The sequence below is a fragment of the Microbacterium proteolyticum genome (assembly GCF_030818075.1).
Taxonomy (GTDB): domain Bacteria; phylum Actinomycetota; class Actinomycetes; order Actinomycetales; family Microbacteriaceae; genus Microbacterium; species Microbacterium proteolyticum_A.
Genome location: NZ_JAUSZZ010000001.1, coordinates 2,762,507 through 2,776,707, shown reverse-complemented (window position 1 = coordinate 2,776,707; position 14,201 = coordinate 2,762,507). Strand labels below are relative to the sequence as shown.

Genomic DNA, 14,201 nt, shown 5'->3' with positions numbered 1-14,201 from the left:
TCGAGGGGATGTCTGCCACGCCCGATCCCCGCACCACGACCGCCTCCGGCGCCGACGTTCGCGTCCGCTTCTGCCCGTCTCCGACGGGCCTGCCGCACGTGGGTCTCATCCGCACCGTCCTGTTCAACTGGGCCTACGCCCGGCACAACGGCGGCAAGCTCGTCTTCCGCATCGAAGACACCGATGCCGCGCGGGACAGCGAGGAGAGCTACCAGCAGCTCCTCGACGCGCTGCGGTGGATGAACATCGACTGGGACGAGGGCGTCGAGGTCGGCGGTCCGCACGCCCCCTACCGGCAGTCGCAGCGTCACGATATCTACCGCGAGGTGCTCGACAAGCTCGTCGCGGCCGGCGCGGTCTACGAGAGCTACTCGACCGCGGAAGAGATCGACGCACGTAACGAGGCCAACGGCCGGGCGAAGCAGCTCGGCTACGACAACTTCGACCGCGACCTCACCGAGGAGCAGCGGGCCGCCTTCCGGGCGGAGGGCCGCCAGCCCGCGTGGCGCCTGCGCGTGCCCGACCACGACCTGAGCTACGTCGACCTCATCCGCGGCGAGGTCACCTTCCCCGCCGGTTCCTTCCCCGACTTCGTGCTCGTACGTGCCGGGGGAGTGCCGCTCTACCCGTTCGTGAACCCGGTCGACGACGCTCTGATGGGCATTACCCACGTCATCCGCGGTGAAGACCTCATGCCCTCCACCGCGCGCCAGCTCGCGCTGTACTCGGCGCTGGTGGATGCCGGCGTCACGACGTTCATTCCGCGCTTCGGTCACATGCCCCTCGTGCTGGGAGAGACGGGCAACAAGAAGCTGTCCAAGCGCGACCCGCAGGCCGACCTGTTCCTCCAGCGCGAGAAGGGCTTCATCCACGAGGGGCTGCTCAACTACCTCTCGCTCCTGGGCTGGTCGCTCTCGCACGACCGCGACGTGTTCTCGCTCGAGGAGATGATCGCCGCGTTCGACATCGCCGATGTGAACCCCAACCCGGCGCGGTTCGACCAGAAGAAGGCCGAAGCGATCAACGGCGACCACATCCGAATGCTGGATGCCGACGACTTCGCCGCCCGGATCGTGCCCTACCTCGCCGGTGCGGGCCTCATCGCCGAAGAGCCGTCGGCCGAGCACCGGGCGATCATCGCCGCCGCGGCTCCGCTCGTTCAGGAGCGCGTGCAGCTGCTCGGCGAGGTGCCGGGCATGCTCGGCTTCCTCTTCGTGTCGAACGTCGACTACGCGGAGGACGCGCTGAAGGGCCTGCCCGCGAACGCGGCCGAGGTGCTCACGGCATCCGTCCGCGCTCTCGAGCCCGTCGACGACTTCACCGCCGCCGGCGTGCAGGCCGCCCTGTCGAGCGCCCTCGTTGATGAGCTGGGCCTGAAGCCTCGTGTCGCCTACGGCCCGCCGCGCGTCGCGCTGACCGGCCGCCGGGTGTCGCCGCCGCTGTTCGAGTCGATGGAGCTGCTCGGCAAGGACGAGACGCTGCGGCGCCTGAACGCCCTGGTGGCGCACCTGGGCTGAGGAGTCTGGCTCGCAGGACGTCGCGATCCTCGCAGGCTCCCTCGCGGAGGCTGCGAGGATCTTGCGTGTGTGCGGGGAAGGCGGGCGGGGAAACCGCGGAGGGCGCCGTCCTTGCGGATGACCCGGCTGCCGCGGACGGCCCGGGGAGCGCCGGCGGCTCGTGGCTCGCGCTCCACATGTCCTGCACGGGAGCGCGCGCCCGGCGCCCTGCTGCCGCGTGCGCCGGAGGTGGGTGAGCGGCGGCTCGAGGCGGCGGCCGGCGGGCGGCGACCCGCGCCCGGCGGCGGGGGTTCAGGAGCGGGCGGCCCGCGGCGGGAGTTCCGGAGGCGGCGGCTCGCGGCGGGCGGCGGGAGTTCCGGAGCCGGCGGATCGCGGCGGGCGACGGGAGTTCCGGAGCCGGCGGCCCGCGGCGGGCGACGGCATTGTCGTCGGGGGGCGGCCTGAACCTCGCACCTTCGCCGCTGCGACCGGAGTGAAATAGGCGATCGTGCGGTACCGGGGGAGGAGAAGCCGGCCTGGGGAAACGCCCGGGACGCATGCGGGACCGCGCCGGTTTGGTGCTGGGGCTGCTCTCGCGTAAGCTTGATCCTCGGCACGAGTTCCGGCTCAGCGCCTTGGGGTATGGTGTAATTGGCAACACGGCGGTTTCTGGTTCCGTTGTTCTTGGTTCGAGTCCAGGTACCCCAGCCAGACGAAAAGCCCCGGTCATCGCAGGTTAGCGAAGACCGGGGCTTTCGTCATCCGTCGCGCTCGTCCCGCTGACGCGTTCGCCGGACGACCACCGCTCAGCGCACGCTCGCGGCGAGCGGCTGCCGTCCAGCGGAGGCGTGCCCGGGCGGCCGACGCGTCCCCGTGCGGTCGCAGCACAAGGTGATCGCGCGTCTCGAGGCGACGGTGAGCAGAGGGTGCAAGCTCTGCTGTCCGCTGCCCCGTGTCATCCACGGGGCAGCGGACGCTCCGCCATTGCCGGTCGTCAGCCGATCAGAGCGGTCGCGGCGCTGGTCTTGGCCAGGGTGGTGTACCCGGCCTTGATGCCGGTCACCCGGACGGTGATGCGCTTGCCCTTGTCGGTCGACGTCAGCTTGTAGGTGCTCGCCGTGGCGCCCGAGATGGCGACGCCGTTGCGCAGCCACTGGTACGACAGCGTCACGGGAGCCGGCGCCCACGTGCCGGCCTTGGCGGTCAGGGTGTAGCCGACCTTGGTGGTTCCCGAGATGGTGGGCGTGGCGCCGGTCAGCGTGCCCTTGGCGACCGTCTTGGTCGCGCTGGTCGCGGATTTGGTGGTGTAGCCGCTCTTCGTCCCGGTCACGGTCACCGACAGCGCCGTGCCCGCATCGGCGGCGACGGGCGTGTACGACGCGCCCGTGGCGCCCGAGATCGGCGAGCCGCTCCGCAGCCACTGGTACGTGTAGGTCACCGGCGCCGGACCCCACGCCCCCGGGACCGCGGTGACGGCGGTGCCGACGGTCGGAGTGCCGCTGATCGTCGGAGTGGCTGAGGTCAGCACGCCCTTCGTCACGACGGCGGTCGGGGCGCTCGTCTTGCGCGCTCCGGAGTAGCCGGGCTTCGTGCCCGTCACCGCCACGGTGAGCTGCGTCCCGACGTCGGCCGCGCCGACGGTGTACGTCGGCTGCGTGGCTCCCGAGATGTAGGCGCCGCCGCTGCGCATCCACTGGTACGTGAGCGTCGTGCCCTCGTCCCACGTGCCGGGGTTCGCTGTGAGAGTCGAGCCCACCTGAGCCGTGCCGGTGATCTTCGGGGTCGGCGTCAGCGTCATGAGGGGGAGCTGGTAGGTGGTCAGCTTGAGTTCGTAGTCCCCGATGGCGAAGCCCCAGCCGCCCACCTGGATAAAGTACGTTTTTCCTGGCTCCACGGCGAAATCGACGAATGCTTTCGACTTGTCGTAAGGTCCGGGCCCACTGGGGTCACCCTCTATCTGGGCGGGGCAGGCGATCTCGGTCGTGGGCTTCGAACCGTCGGACGCCCACACTGCGGCATCCGCGTTGTAGTAGCTGCCGCGAAGGTCGACACGCACACCGGTCGTGCCGGTCGCGACGTATTTGTACCAGCGCGTACCCAGCATGGTGACGAAGCCGCGATCGCACTGCATGACGTATGGCTCGTACCAATTGTTGTCGATCTTCGTCGTCGAGCCCGTCACCGTGCTCGGCACGGAGACCGTCGTGGCGGTCTCTGGCGAGAGGTTCGAGATTGGTGCGCTCGCCTCGATCCGAAGAGATGCGGTGTTGGCGGCCACAGCCCCGTCGAGGTAGTCCGTCACCTGGAAGAGATAGGTTGCCCCTGCCTTCGCCTGCAGGTGATTGACATCACGGTATCCCGTCTCGGTACAGCTGATGCGCGTGAGCGCGCTCATGCTGGCGGAGGCGTAGGCGATGACCATGCTGCCCCGTCCGTCCACTCCTCCGCTGAAGGTCAGCGTCTGCGCCACCGGCGACGTGTAGGAATACCACGTAGAGCGCTCCCCGTGGGTGAAATACTCCGTCCAGTCAGGATCCGTCGTCCGACACGTCGCCGGCTCACCCGCCTCCAGCGTGGCCCCGGCGTACGGCTGCCCGCTCACCTGGTACGGCAGCGACGTCACCTTCGTCGCGTTGGCGAGCAGGTCGTTCGCCGGCGCGGCGACGGCGGTCGAGAAGAGCCGGCTCTGGCTCGACGGATCGCTCGGGGCCGGTCGTTCCTGACCCGATTGCGCCCGCTCCTCGGCGGTGTGCCAGCGGCCGGCCGTCGTCGACGAGTCCGAGTCGACGGGATCCGCGGCCGCGTGCGCAGCCGTTCCGCCGATCAACCCGATCGCCACGACGAGCGATGTCGCGCAGGCCAGCGCCCGCGTGGCGCGATGAATGAACACGATGATCTCCCCCAAAAGACCGCGCGCGAGCGCGGATCGTCAGATGCCTCTGGCCCGCCCGCCACCACCCACGCCCCCCGTGGGGCGGCGACTTGCGACACTGCGTACGGCAATCGGGTTCGGCTACCGCATCAGAACGATCGGGCGCGGCACCCCCCGATCCCCCAGGACTCGCTCATCAAAGCATGGTCGCCGGAGCGGGGGCAACACGCGCCTCGCTTTCCACCGGCACGCGACCACGCGCGACGGTGCCCCCGTCGCTCGTGGTCACGGTCAGATCGCCCTGAACCTCCGCGAAAGCGCTCTGCAGCAGGCGGAGTCCGTGCCCGGATGTCATCGTCCGGCCCGGTGCGAAGCCCTGGCCGTCGTCGGACACGGTCAGCACGATGACTCCCGGCTCCGTGCGGAGGTTCACTGTGGCGCGGCTGGCGTGGGCGTGCTCGCGCACGTTCCTCACCAGTTCGCGCGCGGCCTCGACGAGCAGGCGCGAGGTCTCGGCATCCGGTTCCGCATCGGTCCGGATGTCGAGCTCGACGGTCAGCCCGGAGCTTCGCGCGGGGGTGACGGCGGCCTCGATGGCTTCGGCCAGGGCGGGGGGCCGCTCGGGGGCCGCTGCGTCGAGGATGCCGCGGAGCGTGCGCGCGTCATTCGCGAGCATCGAGGCGATGGCCCGCAGCCGTGCCGGGTCGGGAGCGGATGCCAGGGCCTCGAGGGCGAGAGCGGAGCCGGCGAGGTCCTGCAGCACATCGTCGTGAAGCCGTCGACCGAGCCGCAGGCGCTCGCGCTCGCGCGATCGCAGACCGTACTCGATCGCAAGACGCCGGTCGATCTCGGCGTCCGAGAGCCGCCGCGCGAGCCGCACCGACATCGGAACGAGAACGGCGACGAGGGTCGCGACACCGCCCACGAGCACGGGGACGTAGACGGCGAGCGTCGACCTCACCCAGGCGTCGCGGAAGACCGGGACGTACACCTCCAGGCGCAGGGCTGCGCCGCCCGCGTCGGTGAAGGCGATGAAGGCCTCGCGCAGTTCGTCGCCGCCCGCTTCGAAGCGATGTTCCGCGTCGTCGGGCACCTCGAGGACGACGACCCCCTGCCGTGCGAGACGCTCCGCCAGGACGGGGGAGTAGGGCCGTCGATCGCCGATGAGGCGGCGCTCGTCGGAATAGACCACGCGGGCCGCGTCGTCCTCGACACGCCAGACCTTCACGCGCACGACCGATCCAGCGGCGAAGAAGCCCTCGAGCCGGCCGTCGAGGGCGGCGACATCGATGGTGCCGCGTGCGAAGTCGGCGGCCGACAGCACGGACGACACCCGTTCGGCGACCCGGGTCGCCGCCGCTCTCGTCACCCGATCGGCCTCGGCGGTCGCGAGGGACCACTCCACGCCCACCAGCGCGGCGACGATCGCCAGGGTGACGGCCGCCGCCGCGAGCAGATGGCGTCGGACGATCGTCGTCGCCGACGGTGTCGAACCCCTCACCGCCCGCCCCGCGCACCGAGTCCGAGAGCGCGGGCGCGAGCGACCACCTCGAGCTGCGACCGCACACCGAGTGAACGACGGAGTGTCTTGACGTGGTCGCGAACGGTGTGCGGCGACAGGCTGAGATGACGGGCGATGTCGGCCGGACGGCGGCCCTCGCACAGCAGGGTCAAGACCTCGCGCTCACGCGGGGTGAGGTCGTCGACCGGCGTACGGACCAGGCCCGGTGCCACCGCGGGTCGCGCGGCCGTCGCGGTGCGCAGGGCGACGAGCAGATCGTCCAGACGCGTGTCCTTCGCGAGGTACCCGCAGGCGCCGAGGGCGCGCGCGGCATCCGCCCCCGCCGCGATCGGGTGCGCGGTGAGCACGAGGATGCGCGCGCCGGGACACCGTTCGCGCAGATCGGGGATCGCCGTCACGCCGTCGTCGTCCCCGATGCTCACATCGAGCACGATGACGTCGACAGACAGCGCTTCGGCCTTGCGGAGCCCCTCCACGAGGGTCGCGGCGGTGCCGACGCAGACGGTGTCGGCCGCGGCATCCAGGGCGAACGCGAGGAGGTCGGTGAAGACGCGGTGGTCGTCGATCACGAGCACCCGCAACGGGGTGTCGGTGGCGGCGGACGGCGTCATGACCCCCTCAGTTTAGGGGGAGGAAAGCCGCAAAGGTAAGGCTAACCTCAGGACGTCGCGACGATCCGAACCGTCCATCACAGGAGCCCCCATGCCCCGCATCACCGCCGTCACCGGCGCCCTGGCGCTCGCCCTCGTGAGCGCCCTCGCCCTTTCTTCCTGCTCGGGGGCCGCACCCTCGCCCGCCGACGCGGACGCCGCCCAGGAGCGTACGCTCACGGTGTACTCGGGTCGTGACGAAGAACTCGTCGCCCCCCTCATCGAGCAGTTCGAGGAGAGCTCGGGTATCGATGTCGAGGTGCGATATGCCGGATCCACCGAACTCGCCGCCCAGATCCTCGAGGAGGGCGAGCGCACTCCCGCCCAGGTCTTCCTGTCGCAGGACTCCGGTTCGCTCGGAGCACTGGATGCCGCGGGCCTGCTGGCGACGCTGCCCACCGGGATCACCTCGGCCGTCCCCGCGGAGTACACCTCGACCGACGGCTCCTGGGTGGGTCTGACCGGCCGCGCACGCGTCATCGCGTACGACAGCCAGAGCTACACCGCGGAGGAGATCCCCGCCGACGTGTGGGAGCTGACGAAGCCGGAGTGGAACGGCAAGGTCGCCGTCGCCCCCTCGAACGCGTCCTTCCAGGCGTTCGTGACCGCGATGCGCGTCGCCGAAGGCGAGGACCGAGCGAGCGAGTGGGTCGAGGCCATGGTCGCGAACGGCGTGCAGCGGTACGCGAAGAACGGCGAGATCCTCGAGGCCGTCAACACCGGGGCGGTACCCCTCGGCCTGATCAACCACTACTACTGGGCGCGGTCCGAGCAGGACCCCACCACCCTGCGGGCCCAGCTGAAGTTCGGCGAGCCCGGATCGGTCTCGGCCCTCGTCAACGTCACCGGCGCGGGGATCCTCGCGGGCAGCTCCGAGTCGAGCGCGGCTCGGGAGTTCGTGGAGTTCCTCGTCTCGACCCCCGCGCAGGAGTACTTCGCGACCGAGACCTTCGAGTACCCGCTCGTCGACGGCGTCGCAGCCCCGGCGGGTGTGCCGGCCCTCGACGAGCTCGGCGGTGTCGACATCGACCTCGCTCAGCTCTCGTCGGTGCAGCAGACCGTCGACCTGCTCACGGCGACAGGCCTGCTCTGACTCTGCGTGCCCTCCCCGCGCGCCGGGGTGCCCGTGCCTTTCGCGCGGGTACCCCGGCGCTGCTGTGCGCCGCGGTCGTCGTCGCCTTCGCCGCGGCGGCACCGCTGCTTCATCTGCTCGTGCGCGCGATGACGGCCGATCCGGCGCGTCTCGCGCCGGTGCTGCTGCGGCCTCGCACGCTGGAGCTGCTGTCGACGAGCATCGTGGTCACGCTGGCGACGAGCGCCGGGGCGTTCCTCCTGGGCGTCGCGACGGCGTGGACGCTCACGCGAGTCGCACTCCCGTGGGGCGGAGTCTGGCGCGTCGCCGCGTGCCTGCCGCTGGCGGTTCCGAGTTTCGTCGCCGCGTTCGGCTGGATGGGGCTCGTTCCCGGCCTGTCCGGCATCGGTCCGCTCGTGGGGGTGCTCGTGCTGTCGACCGCTCCCTACGTGACGGTGCCGACGATGGCCGCCTTCGTGCGCGCCGATCAGGCGGTGGCGGATGCCGCGGTCTCGCTCGGGCGCTCGCCGGGGGCGGCATTCGTCACGGCGACCCTGCCGCAGGTGCTGCCGGCGGCCCTCGCCGGCACCCTGCTCGTCGCGCTCTACGCGCTGTCGGACTTCGGCGCCCCGGCGCTGCTGCGCGTGGACACCCTCACGACCGGTATCTACGCCCAATTCGCCGGCGGCTTCGACCGATCGCTGTCCGCGGCGATGGCGCTGGTGCTCGCGGGGCTGGCCGTGGCGTGCGTCGTCGCCGAGGGGGCCCTGCGGCGCCGGTCGCCCCGACACGCGCGGGGCCGGGTCGTCGACGCGGCGCGGCGCCATCTCGGCCCCTTCGCCACGGCAGCGGTGACGGCGGCGCTCGCGACGGTGACAGTGGCATCCGTCGTCGTTCCGCCGGCCGCCCTCGCGGCGCGCCTGCCCCGGGCCGACCGGTACGTCTCGGGCGTCGACGACCTCGCCGTCGCCACCGCGACGACCCTGGCGCTCGGGGTGACCGCTGCAGGCGTCACCGTCGTGGCCGCCCTCCCGATCGCGTGGCTCGCCGCCCGCCGACGGGGGCGCTTCGTGGCGGTGCTCGAGGCGATCACCTCCGTCGGCCACGCGATACCGGGGCTGGTGGTGGCGCTGGCCCTCGTGTCGTTGACCGTGGCCGTCGCGCCGGGCGCCTACCAGGGACCCACCGCGCTCATCGCGGCGTACGTCGTGCTGTTCCTGCCCAAGGCGGTCGGGTCGGCACGGTCGGCGGTCGCGGCGGTTCGGCCCGACCTCGAAGACGCCGCGCTGAGCCTGGGCGACCCGCCGCCCCGCGTCTTCGCCCGCGTCACCCTGCCGCTCGCGGCACCCGGCGTGCTCGCCGGCGGCGTGCTCGTCTGGGCCGCGGTGATGAAAGAACTGCCCGCCACCCTGCTGCTGCGACCCATCGGCGTCGACACGCTCGCCACCGAGTTGTGGCGTGCGACGAGCGTGGGCGCTTACGGCGCGGCGGCCCTGCCCGCCCTGCTGCTCATCCTCGTCGGGCTGGTTCCGGCGCTCGCCGTCGCCCGCGGCATCCGTTCGATCGGGGAGGACTCGCGATGACCCTCGACCTTCACGCCGTTTCCGGAGGCTACGGCGCCGACACCGTGGTGCGCGACGTGGATCTGCACGTCGATCGCGGAGAGATCGTGTCGGTGCTGGGGCCGTCGGGGAGCGGCAAGACGACGCTCCTGCGCATGATCGCCGGGCTGCATCCGATCGCCTCCGGACGCGTCGTGTCGGGAGGCCGCGACATCACCGCCGTGCCCGCCCACCGTCGACGCGTGGGACTCGTCGCGCAGGAGGGCGCGCTGTTCCCGGGGCTGACCGTGGCAGCCAACATCGCCTACGGCCTCCGCGGTGTGCCGGCGCGGCGCGCGGCGGAGAATCCCGACGTGCGGCGTCTGCTCGCCCTGGTGCGGCTCGAGAACCTCGCCCACCGGATGCCGCACGAGTTATCGGGTGGACAGCGGCAACGTGTGGCCGTGGCGCGTGCGCTCGCGCCGCAGCCGACGGTCGTGCTGCTCGACGAGCCGTTCAACGCCCTGGACGCGGGTCTGCGCGCGGGCGTGCGCGAGAGCGTCCTGGCCCTGTTGCGCGACGCGGGCGTCGCCGCGGTGCTCATCACGCACGACCGTGCCGAGGCTTTCGCCTCCGGCGACAGGGTCGCCGCGTTCCACGACGGGCGGGTGGCGCAGCTCGCGACACCCGCGGCGATCTACCGCGCACCGGCGTCGCCGGAGGTCGCGGCGCTGACGGGCGATCTCGTGCCGGTGCCGAGCGCCCTCCGGAAGGGGCATGGCGGCCAGGTGCGCCCGGAGCAGCTCGTGCTCGACCCCTCCGCGGCCGTGCGGGCGCGCGTGCGGGCCGTGCGCGACGAGGGCGCGCGCGCTTCGGTGGACGTGGTCCTCGACGGCGGCGGGAGCCTGACGGTGGAGGTGTCCGGGTACGCGACGCTCCCACGCGTGCAGGAATCGGTCGGCGTGGCGGTGCGGGGTCCCGTCCTGTTCGGTGAGCGGGAGTCGTGACGCGGATGCCGCCGCCCGCCGGCGAGCAGGCGGCCGAGGCACAATGGCTGCATGGGACTCTTCGTTCAACGGCCCGAGGAACCGAGCGAGTGGGCGGGTCTGCCCGGCGAACCGCTCCGGGCGCGCACCTCGGCCGAGCTGCTTCCCGACGACGAGCCCACCGCGACCCCCACGGGCCTGCTCGGACTCGTCGCTTCCTCGACGACCTCCGTCGAGATCCCCCTCGACGGCGAGGCGCCGACCTCGGACAGCGACTGACCGCCTCCGCGGGAGCGACACGCCTCGGCTCCCGTGAGGGAACGCCCGGGCGGGATAGCATCCGAGCAGCGAGCGGGGCGATACCCGCCCGCCGGGGAAGAAGGTCATCGTGAAGCGCACCATCGCCGTCGCCGCCGCCGTGGCCCTGCCGCTGATGGTCGCCGGCTGCACGCCGACAGTGAGCGAAACCGCGCCCACCGGAGCGACTGTCCCGTCGTCCACTCCGTCAGCCACCCCGATGGACCAGATGCTTCCGCCCACGACGGTCGTGCCGGCCGACCTCGACGGGACCGACGTGCGCGTCATCCGGGGCACGTCGCTGGTGCTGGCCGTTCCCGACGGGACCGAGGCGGAGTGGATGGGCACCACCGCCGACGTGGCGATCGCCGAGTTCTCGCCCGGCGGCCCGTCGGAGGGCGCCGTCTTCCGTCCGGGATTCATCGTGCGCGACATCGGGACGACGGATGCCACGGTGACGGGCCCCGACGGTCGAACGGTCGCGTTCACCATCACCGTCGTCGAGTACTGACGCGGAGGAAGTCCTCTCCCTCGGGCGGACGGGTATCGATGTCACGGTCTGAAACGCCGGGCTCAGGCATATCGCTCAGCGGTAGCGGATGCCGGGGGCTGTCGCGTCCGGCGGCTGTGACGCCGCGACGGGCGTCTCCACGGCGATGACTCCGGCCGGTGGAGGCATTGGCGTCCCGTCACGCGTCGGGGGGCGAGTCTTTCGGCTCCGTCACGCGTCGGGGCCCCGTCCGCAGGCGCGGCCCCGTCAGGAGGCGCGGCCCCCTCACGCATCGAGGCCCCGTCAGCAGGCGCGGCCCCGCCGTCGCGATGCGGGGACGCGGACGACTCTCGGCGTCCACCGACCGCTCAGTGCGCCAGCGGTCCGTCGAAGAGGATGGTCGCGCGCTTCGACTCGGCATCCGGGAACACGCGTGCCCGCACGCCGTAGACGTCGGCGATCAGGGCGGGAGTGAGCACGTCGGCGGGCGCTCCGGCCGCCACCACCGCCCCCTCTCGCAGAACGAGCACGGTGTCGCAGTAGGTCGCGGCGAGGTTGAGGTCGTGCAGGGCGATCACGCTCGTCACGGGCAGGGCGGAGACCAGCGCGAGGATCTCGAGCTGGTGGCGGATGTCGAGATGGTTCGTCGGTTCGTCCAGCAGCAGCTCGCGCGGTTCCTGCGCGAGGGCGCGGGCGATCTGCGCCCGCTGGCGCTCGCCGCCCGAGAGCGTGTGCCAGAGGCGATCGGCTTTGTCGGTCAGGCCCACGCGCTCGAGCGCGGCGTCGACCGCCTGCTCATCGCCCGTGGTGGACCCGCCCCAAACGGGTCGATGGGGCGTGCGACCGAGGCGCACCACGTCGCGGACGACGATGTCGGCATCGGTCTCGGCGTGCTGCGTCACCACCGCCACCGCACGGGCGACGTCGCGTCGGCGCCAGGAGGCGAGGGGACGGTCGTCGAGCAGCACGTCGCCGTCGTCGGGGCGGGCCGCTCCCTGCAGCAGCCGTAGCAGTGACGACTTGCCCGAGCCGTTCGGGCCGAGCAGGCCCACGGTGCTCCCGGCGTCGGGACGCAGCGAGACGCCGTCGACGACGAGCGCGCCGCCGCGCGTCCAACGCACCTCACGGGTTTCCAGCGTCATGCGCGGCCCCTCCGTCTCAGCAGCAGGGCGACGAAGACCGGCACCCCCACGATCGCCGTTCCCACGCCCACCGGCAGCGGCGTCGGCGCGAAGAACGTGCGGGTGGCGGCATCCACCCACACCATGAAGACCGCGCCCACGACGGCGGCGAGCGGAACGACCCGGGCGTGACGCTGGCCGACGAGCAGACGCACCGCGTGCGGCACGACCAGGCCGACGAAACCGACCGCGCCGACGACGCTGACCAGCGCCGCGGTCATGAGCGCCGTCACGACGAGCAGGCCGATCCGGGTCTGAACGACCGGGATGCCGAGAGAGGCGGCGACGTCGTCACCGAAGGTGAAGGCGTCGAGTGCGCGTGCGGCGGCGATGCAGATCACTCCGCCGACCAGCACCACGCCGGCACACAGGGCGACGTCGTCCCACCGCATGCCCTCGAGCGAGCCCAGCAACCAGAACATCACGCCGCGCGTCTCGTCGCTGTCGGCGACGGCGAACACCACCAGGGAGGTGAGGGCGGAGAAGAACTGCGTGCCGGCGACACCGGCCAGAATGACTCCCGACGTGCCGCCCGAGGTGAAGCGAGCGAGGAGCAGGACGAGACCGAACGCCACCAGGGCGCCGACGAACGCGCCGCCCGACAGCCCCAGCGCGCCGCCGCCGATCCCGAGCACGCCGATGACGACCGCACCGGTCGACGCTCCCGATGACACGCCCAGGACGAACGGCTCGGCCAGGGGGTTGCGCAGCAGCGACTGCATGACGACACCGCACAGGGCCAGGCCCGCGCCCGCGCACGCGGCGACGAGGGCGCGGGGGAGTCGTTCCTCCCAGACGATGGCGTTCTTCGCAGCCTTGACCGGGATGTCGGCCCACCCCACGTGGTTGAGCAGCACGTCGCGCACATTCACCAGCGACACATCCGCGGGTCCCAGCGTCAGGGAGACGCCGACCGAGACCAGGAGCACCGCCAGACCGAAGCCGGCGAGCAGGGCCCCGCGACCGGCGGTGCCGCGGCCGAGCCGGGCGCGCGAGACGACGGTGGCGCTCAGAGCGTGCTCCCGTTGGCATCCCACCACGCGCGGATCTTGTCGAGCGCGTCGACGAAGCGGATCGAGGGGTTGAGCTCGGCGCCGTGCAGGGCGATGTACCGCTTGTTCTTCACGGCCGTCATCGTGCTGGTGAGCGGGTCGCTCTCGAGGAAGGCGATCTTGTTGTCGAGGCGGTCACCGGGGAACCGGTCGCGCTGCAGGTCGCCGAGCACCAGGACGTCGGGGTCGGCCGCGACCATGCTCTCCCAGCCCACGGCGGGCCAGTCGTCGCTCTGGTCGGCGAAGACGTTTGTCATGTCGGTGGTGGATGCCAGCAGCGCGGCGTTGGAGAACCCGCCGGCGACGTACGGGGTCTTCGTGTCGGCGAACCAGAAGGCGACCGAGTGGCCCTCGAAGTCGATGCCGTCGGTCGCGGCGGCGGCGCGCTCCTTCAGCGACGCGACCAGCGCCTCGCCGCGATCGGTCACGTCGAAGACGCGTGCGAGCTCGCGGATCTCGTCGTAGAGCACGTCGATGGTCAGCGCCGTCGTGCGACGTCCGCGCCGGCGTTGAACATGACGTCGCCGTCGCAGTCGGTGGGGGAGAGGTACGAGGCGATCCCCGTCTCGGTGAACCGGTCGCGGGTGGCCACCCCGCCCTGCGCGAAATGCCGACCGAACGAGGCGGTGACGAAGTCGGGGTCGGTGCCGAGCACGACCTCGTACGAGGGTGCGTTGTCGGACAAGCGGGGCACCGCGGCGTTCGCCTCGGCGAGCGTGTCGAGCACGGGATCGGTCCACGAGGCCGTGCCGACGAGGCGGTCTTGCAGCCCCAGGGAGAGCAGGATCTCGGTCGAATCCTGATCGAGCGAGACGACGCGGCTGGGGGGAGCGTCGAGGGTGATCTCGCGTCCGCAGTTCTGGATCGTCAGCGGGTAGGTCGTCGCTCCCTCGCCGGCGGGGACCGCCGAAGCATCGGGCACGACCTCCGACGCGCCGCATCCGGTGAGGACGGCGGCGGTGACCGCGAGGACGAGGGGCAGAACGAGGGCGCGGGCGCGTGGCATCCGGGAACTCCGTAGGGATCGTGTGACAGGAGGCCC

Annotated in this window: 13 protein-coding genes and 1 tRNA gene; 7 read left to right on the top strand and 7 right to left on the bottom strand. The window is 71.9% G+C overall.

Going from position 1 to position 14,201, the window contains the following annotated elements; all coding sequences use genetic code 11:
- Window positions 1-8 precede the first annotated feature (8 nt).
- Entirely contained in the window at window positions 9-1,517 is a 1,509-nt protein-coding gene (gene gltX / locus QE392_RS12920; RefSeq protein ID WP_307452331.1) for a glutamate--tRNA ligase, read from the top strand.
- A 615-nt stretch (window positions 1,518-2,132) separates the two neighbouring features.
- Window positions 2,133-2,207, top strand: a tRNA-Gln gene (locus QE392_RS12915).
- Between the two features lie 283 nt (window positions 2,208-2,490).
- Here QE392_RS12915 and QE392_RS12910 read toward each other — a convergent pair.
- From QE392_RS12910 to QE392_RS12900, 3 genes are all read right to left on the bottom strand, one after another.
- Complete coding sequence (locus tag QE392_RS12910) at window positions 2,491-4,386, bottom strand: hypothetical protein (protein WP_307452329.1); 1,896 nt, start codon at window positions 4,384-4,386, stop codon at window positions 2,491-2,493.
- Between the two features lie 178 nt (window positions 4,387-4,564).
- A complete protein-coding gene (locus QE392_RS12905) occupies window positions 4,565-5,869 on the bottom strand; it encodes a sensor histidine kinase (protein WP_307452328.1) in 1,305 nt (434 codons plus the stop codon).
- Window positions 5,866-6,501: a response regulator gene (locus QE392_RS12900; protein WP_307452325.1), complete on the bottom strand. Its 636-nt coding sequence runs from the start codon at window positions 6,499-6,501 to the stop codon at window positions 5,866-5,868. Before QE392_RS12900 ends, QE392_RS12905 begins: the two co-directional genes overlap by 4 nt.
- A gap of 91 nt (window positions 6,502-6,592) precedes the next feature.
- Here QE392_RS12900 and QE392_RS12895 point away from each other — a divergent pair, with 91 nt between their 5' ends.
- The 5 genes from QE392_RS12895 to QE392_RS12875 all read left to right on the top strand — a co-directional run bounded on the left by QE392_RS12895 (window position 6,593) and on the right by QE392_RS12875 (window position 10,947).
- Window positions 6,593-7,633, top strand: coding sequence for an iron ABC transporter substrate-binding protein (locus tag QE392_RS12895; protein ID WP_307452323.1), 1,041 nt, complete (start codon window positions 6,593-6,595; stop codon window positions 7,631-7,633).
- A 128-nt stretch (window positions 7,634-7,761) separates the two neighbouring features.
- Complete coding sequence (locus QE392_RS12890) at window positions 7,762-9,195, top strand: ABC transporter permease (protein WP_307452321.1); 1,434 nt, start codon at window positions 7,762-7,764, stop codon at window positions 9,193-9,195.
- Window positions 9,192-10,160, top strand: coding sequence for an ABC transporter ATP-binding protein (locus QE392_RS12885; protein WP_307452318.1), 969 nt, complete (start codon window positions 9,192-9,194; stop codon window positions 10,158-10,160). Before QE392_RS12890 ends, QE392_RS12885 begins: the two co-directional genes overlap by 4 nt.
- Window positions 10,161-10,211: 51 nt before the next feature.
- Window positions 10,212-10,418, top strand: a complete 207-nt coding sequence (locus tag QE392_RS12880; RefSeq protein ID WP_307452316.1) for a hypothetical protein — start codon at window positions 10,212-10,214, stop codon at window positions 10,416-10,418.
- 109 nt (window positions 10,419-10,527) lie between these two features.
- Window positions 10,528-10,947 carry a hypothetical protein gene (locus QE392_RS12875; protein WP_307452314.1) on the top strand — a complete coding sequence of 140 codons (420 nt, stop codon included), beginning with the start codon at window positions 10,528-10,530 and terminating at the stop codon, window positions 10,945-10,947.
- A gap of 347 nt (window positions 10,948-11,294) precedes the next feature.
- Here the strand turns inward: QE392_RS12875 and QE392_RS12870 are convergent, their stop codons facing one another.
- From QE392_RS12870 to QE392_RS12855, 4 genes are read right to left on the bottom strand one after another with little or no spacing between them, the layout of a single operon-like run.
- Window positions 11,295-12,068, bottom strand: a complete 774-nt coding sequence (locus QE392_RS12870) for an ABC transporter ATP-binding protein (protein ID WP_307452311.1) — start codon at window positions 12,066-12,068, stop codon at window positions 11,295-11,297.
- Window positions 12,065-13,060, bottom strand: a complete 996-nt coding sequence (locus QE392_RS12865; protein ID WP_307454143.1) for a FecCD family ABC transporter permease — start codon at window positions 13,058-13,060, stop codon at window positions 12,065-12,067. Before QE392_RS12865 ends, QE392_RS12870 begins: the two co-directional genes overlap by 4 nt.
- A gap of 56 nt (window positions 13,061-13,116) precedes the next feature.
- The gene (locus QE392_RS12860; RefSeq protein WP_307452309.1) at window positions 13,117-13,629 is read right to left on the bottom strand and encodes an ABC transporter substrate-binding protein; all 513 of its coding nucleotides are present in this window, start codon (window positions 13,627-13,629) and stop codon (window positions 13,117-13,119) included.
- Between the two features lie 8 nt (window positions 13,630-13,637).
- Window positions 13,638-14,165 (bottom strand): ABC transporter substrate-binding protein, encoded by a 528-nt coding sequence (locus QE392_RS12855; RefSeq protein ID WP_307452307.1) that lies wholly within the window; start codon window positions 14,163-14,165, stop codon window positions 13,638-13,640.
- Window positions 14,166-14,201 lie beyond the last annotated feature (36 nt).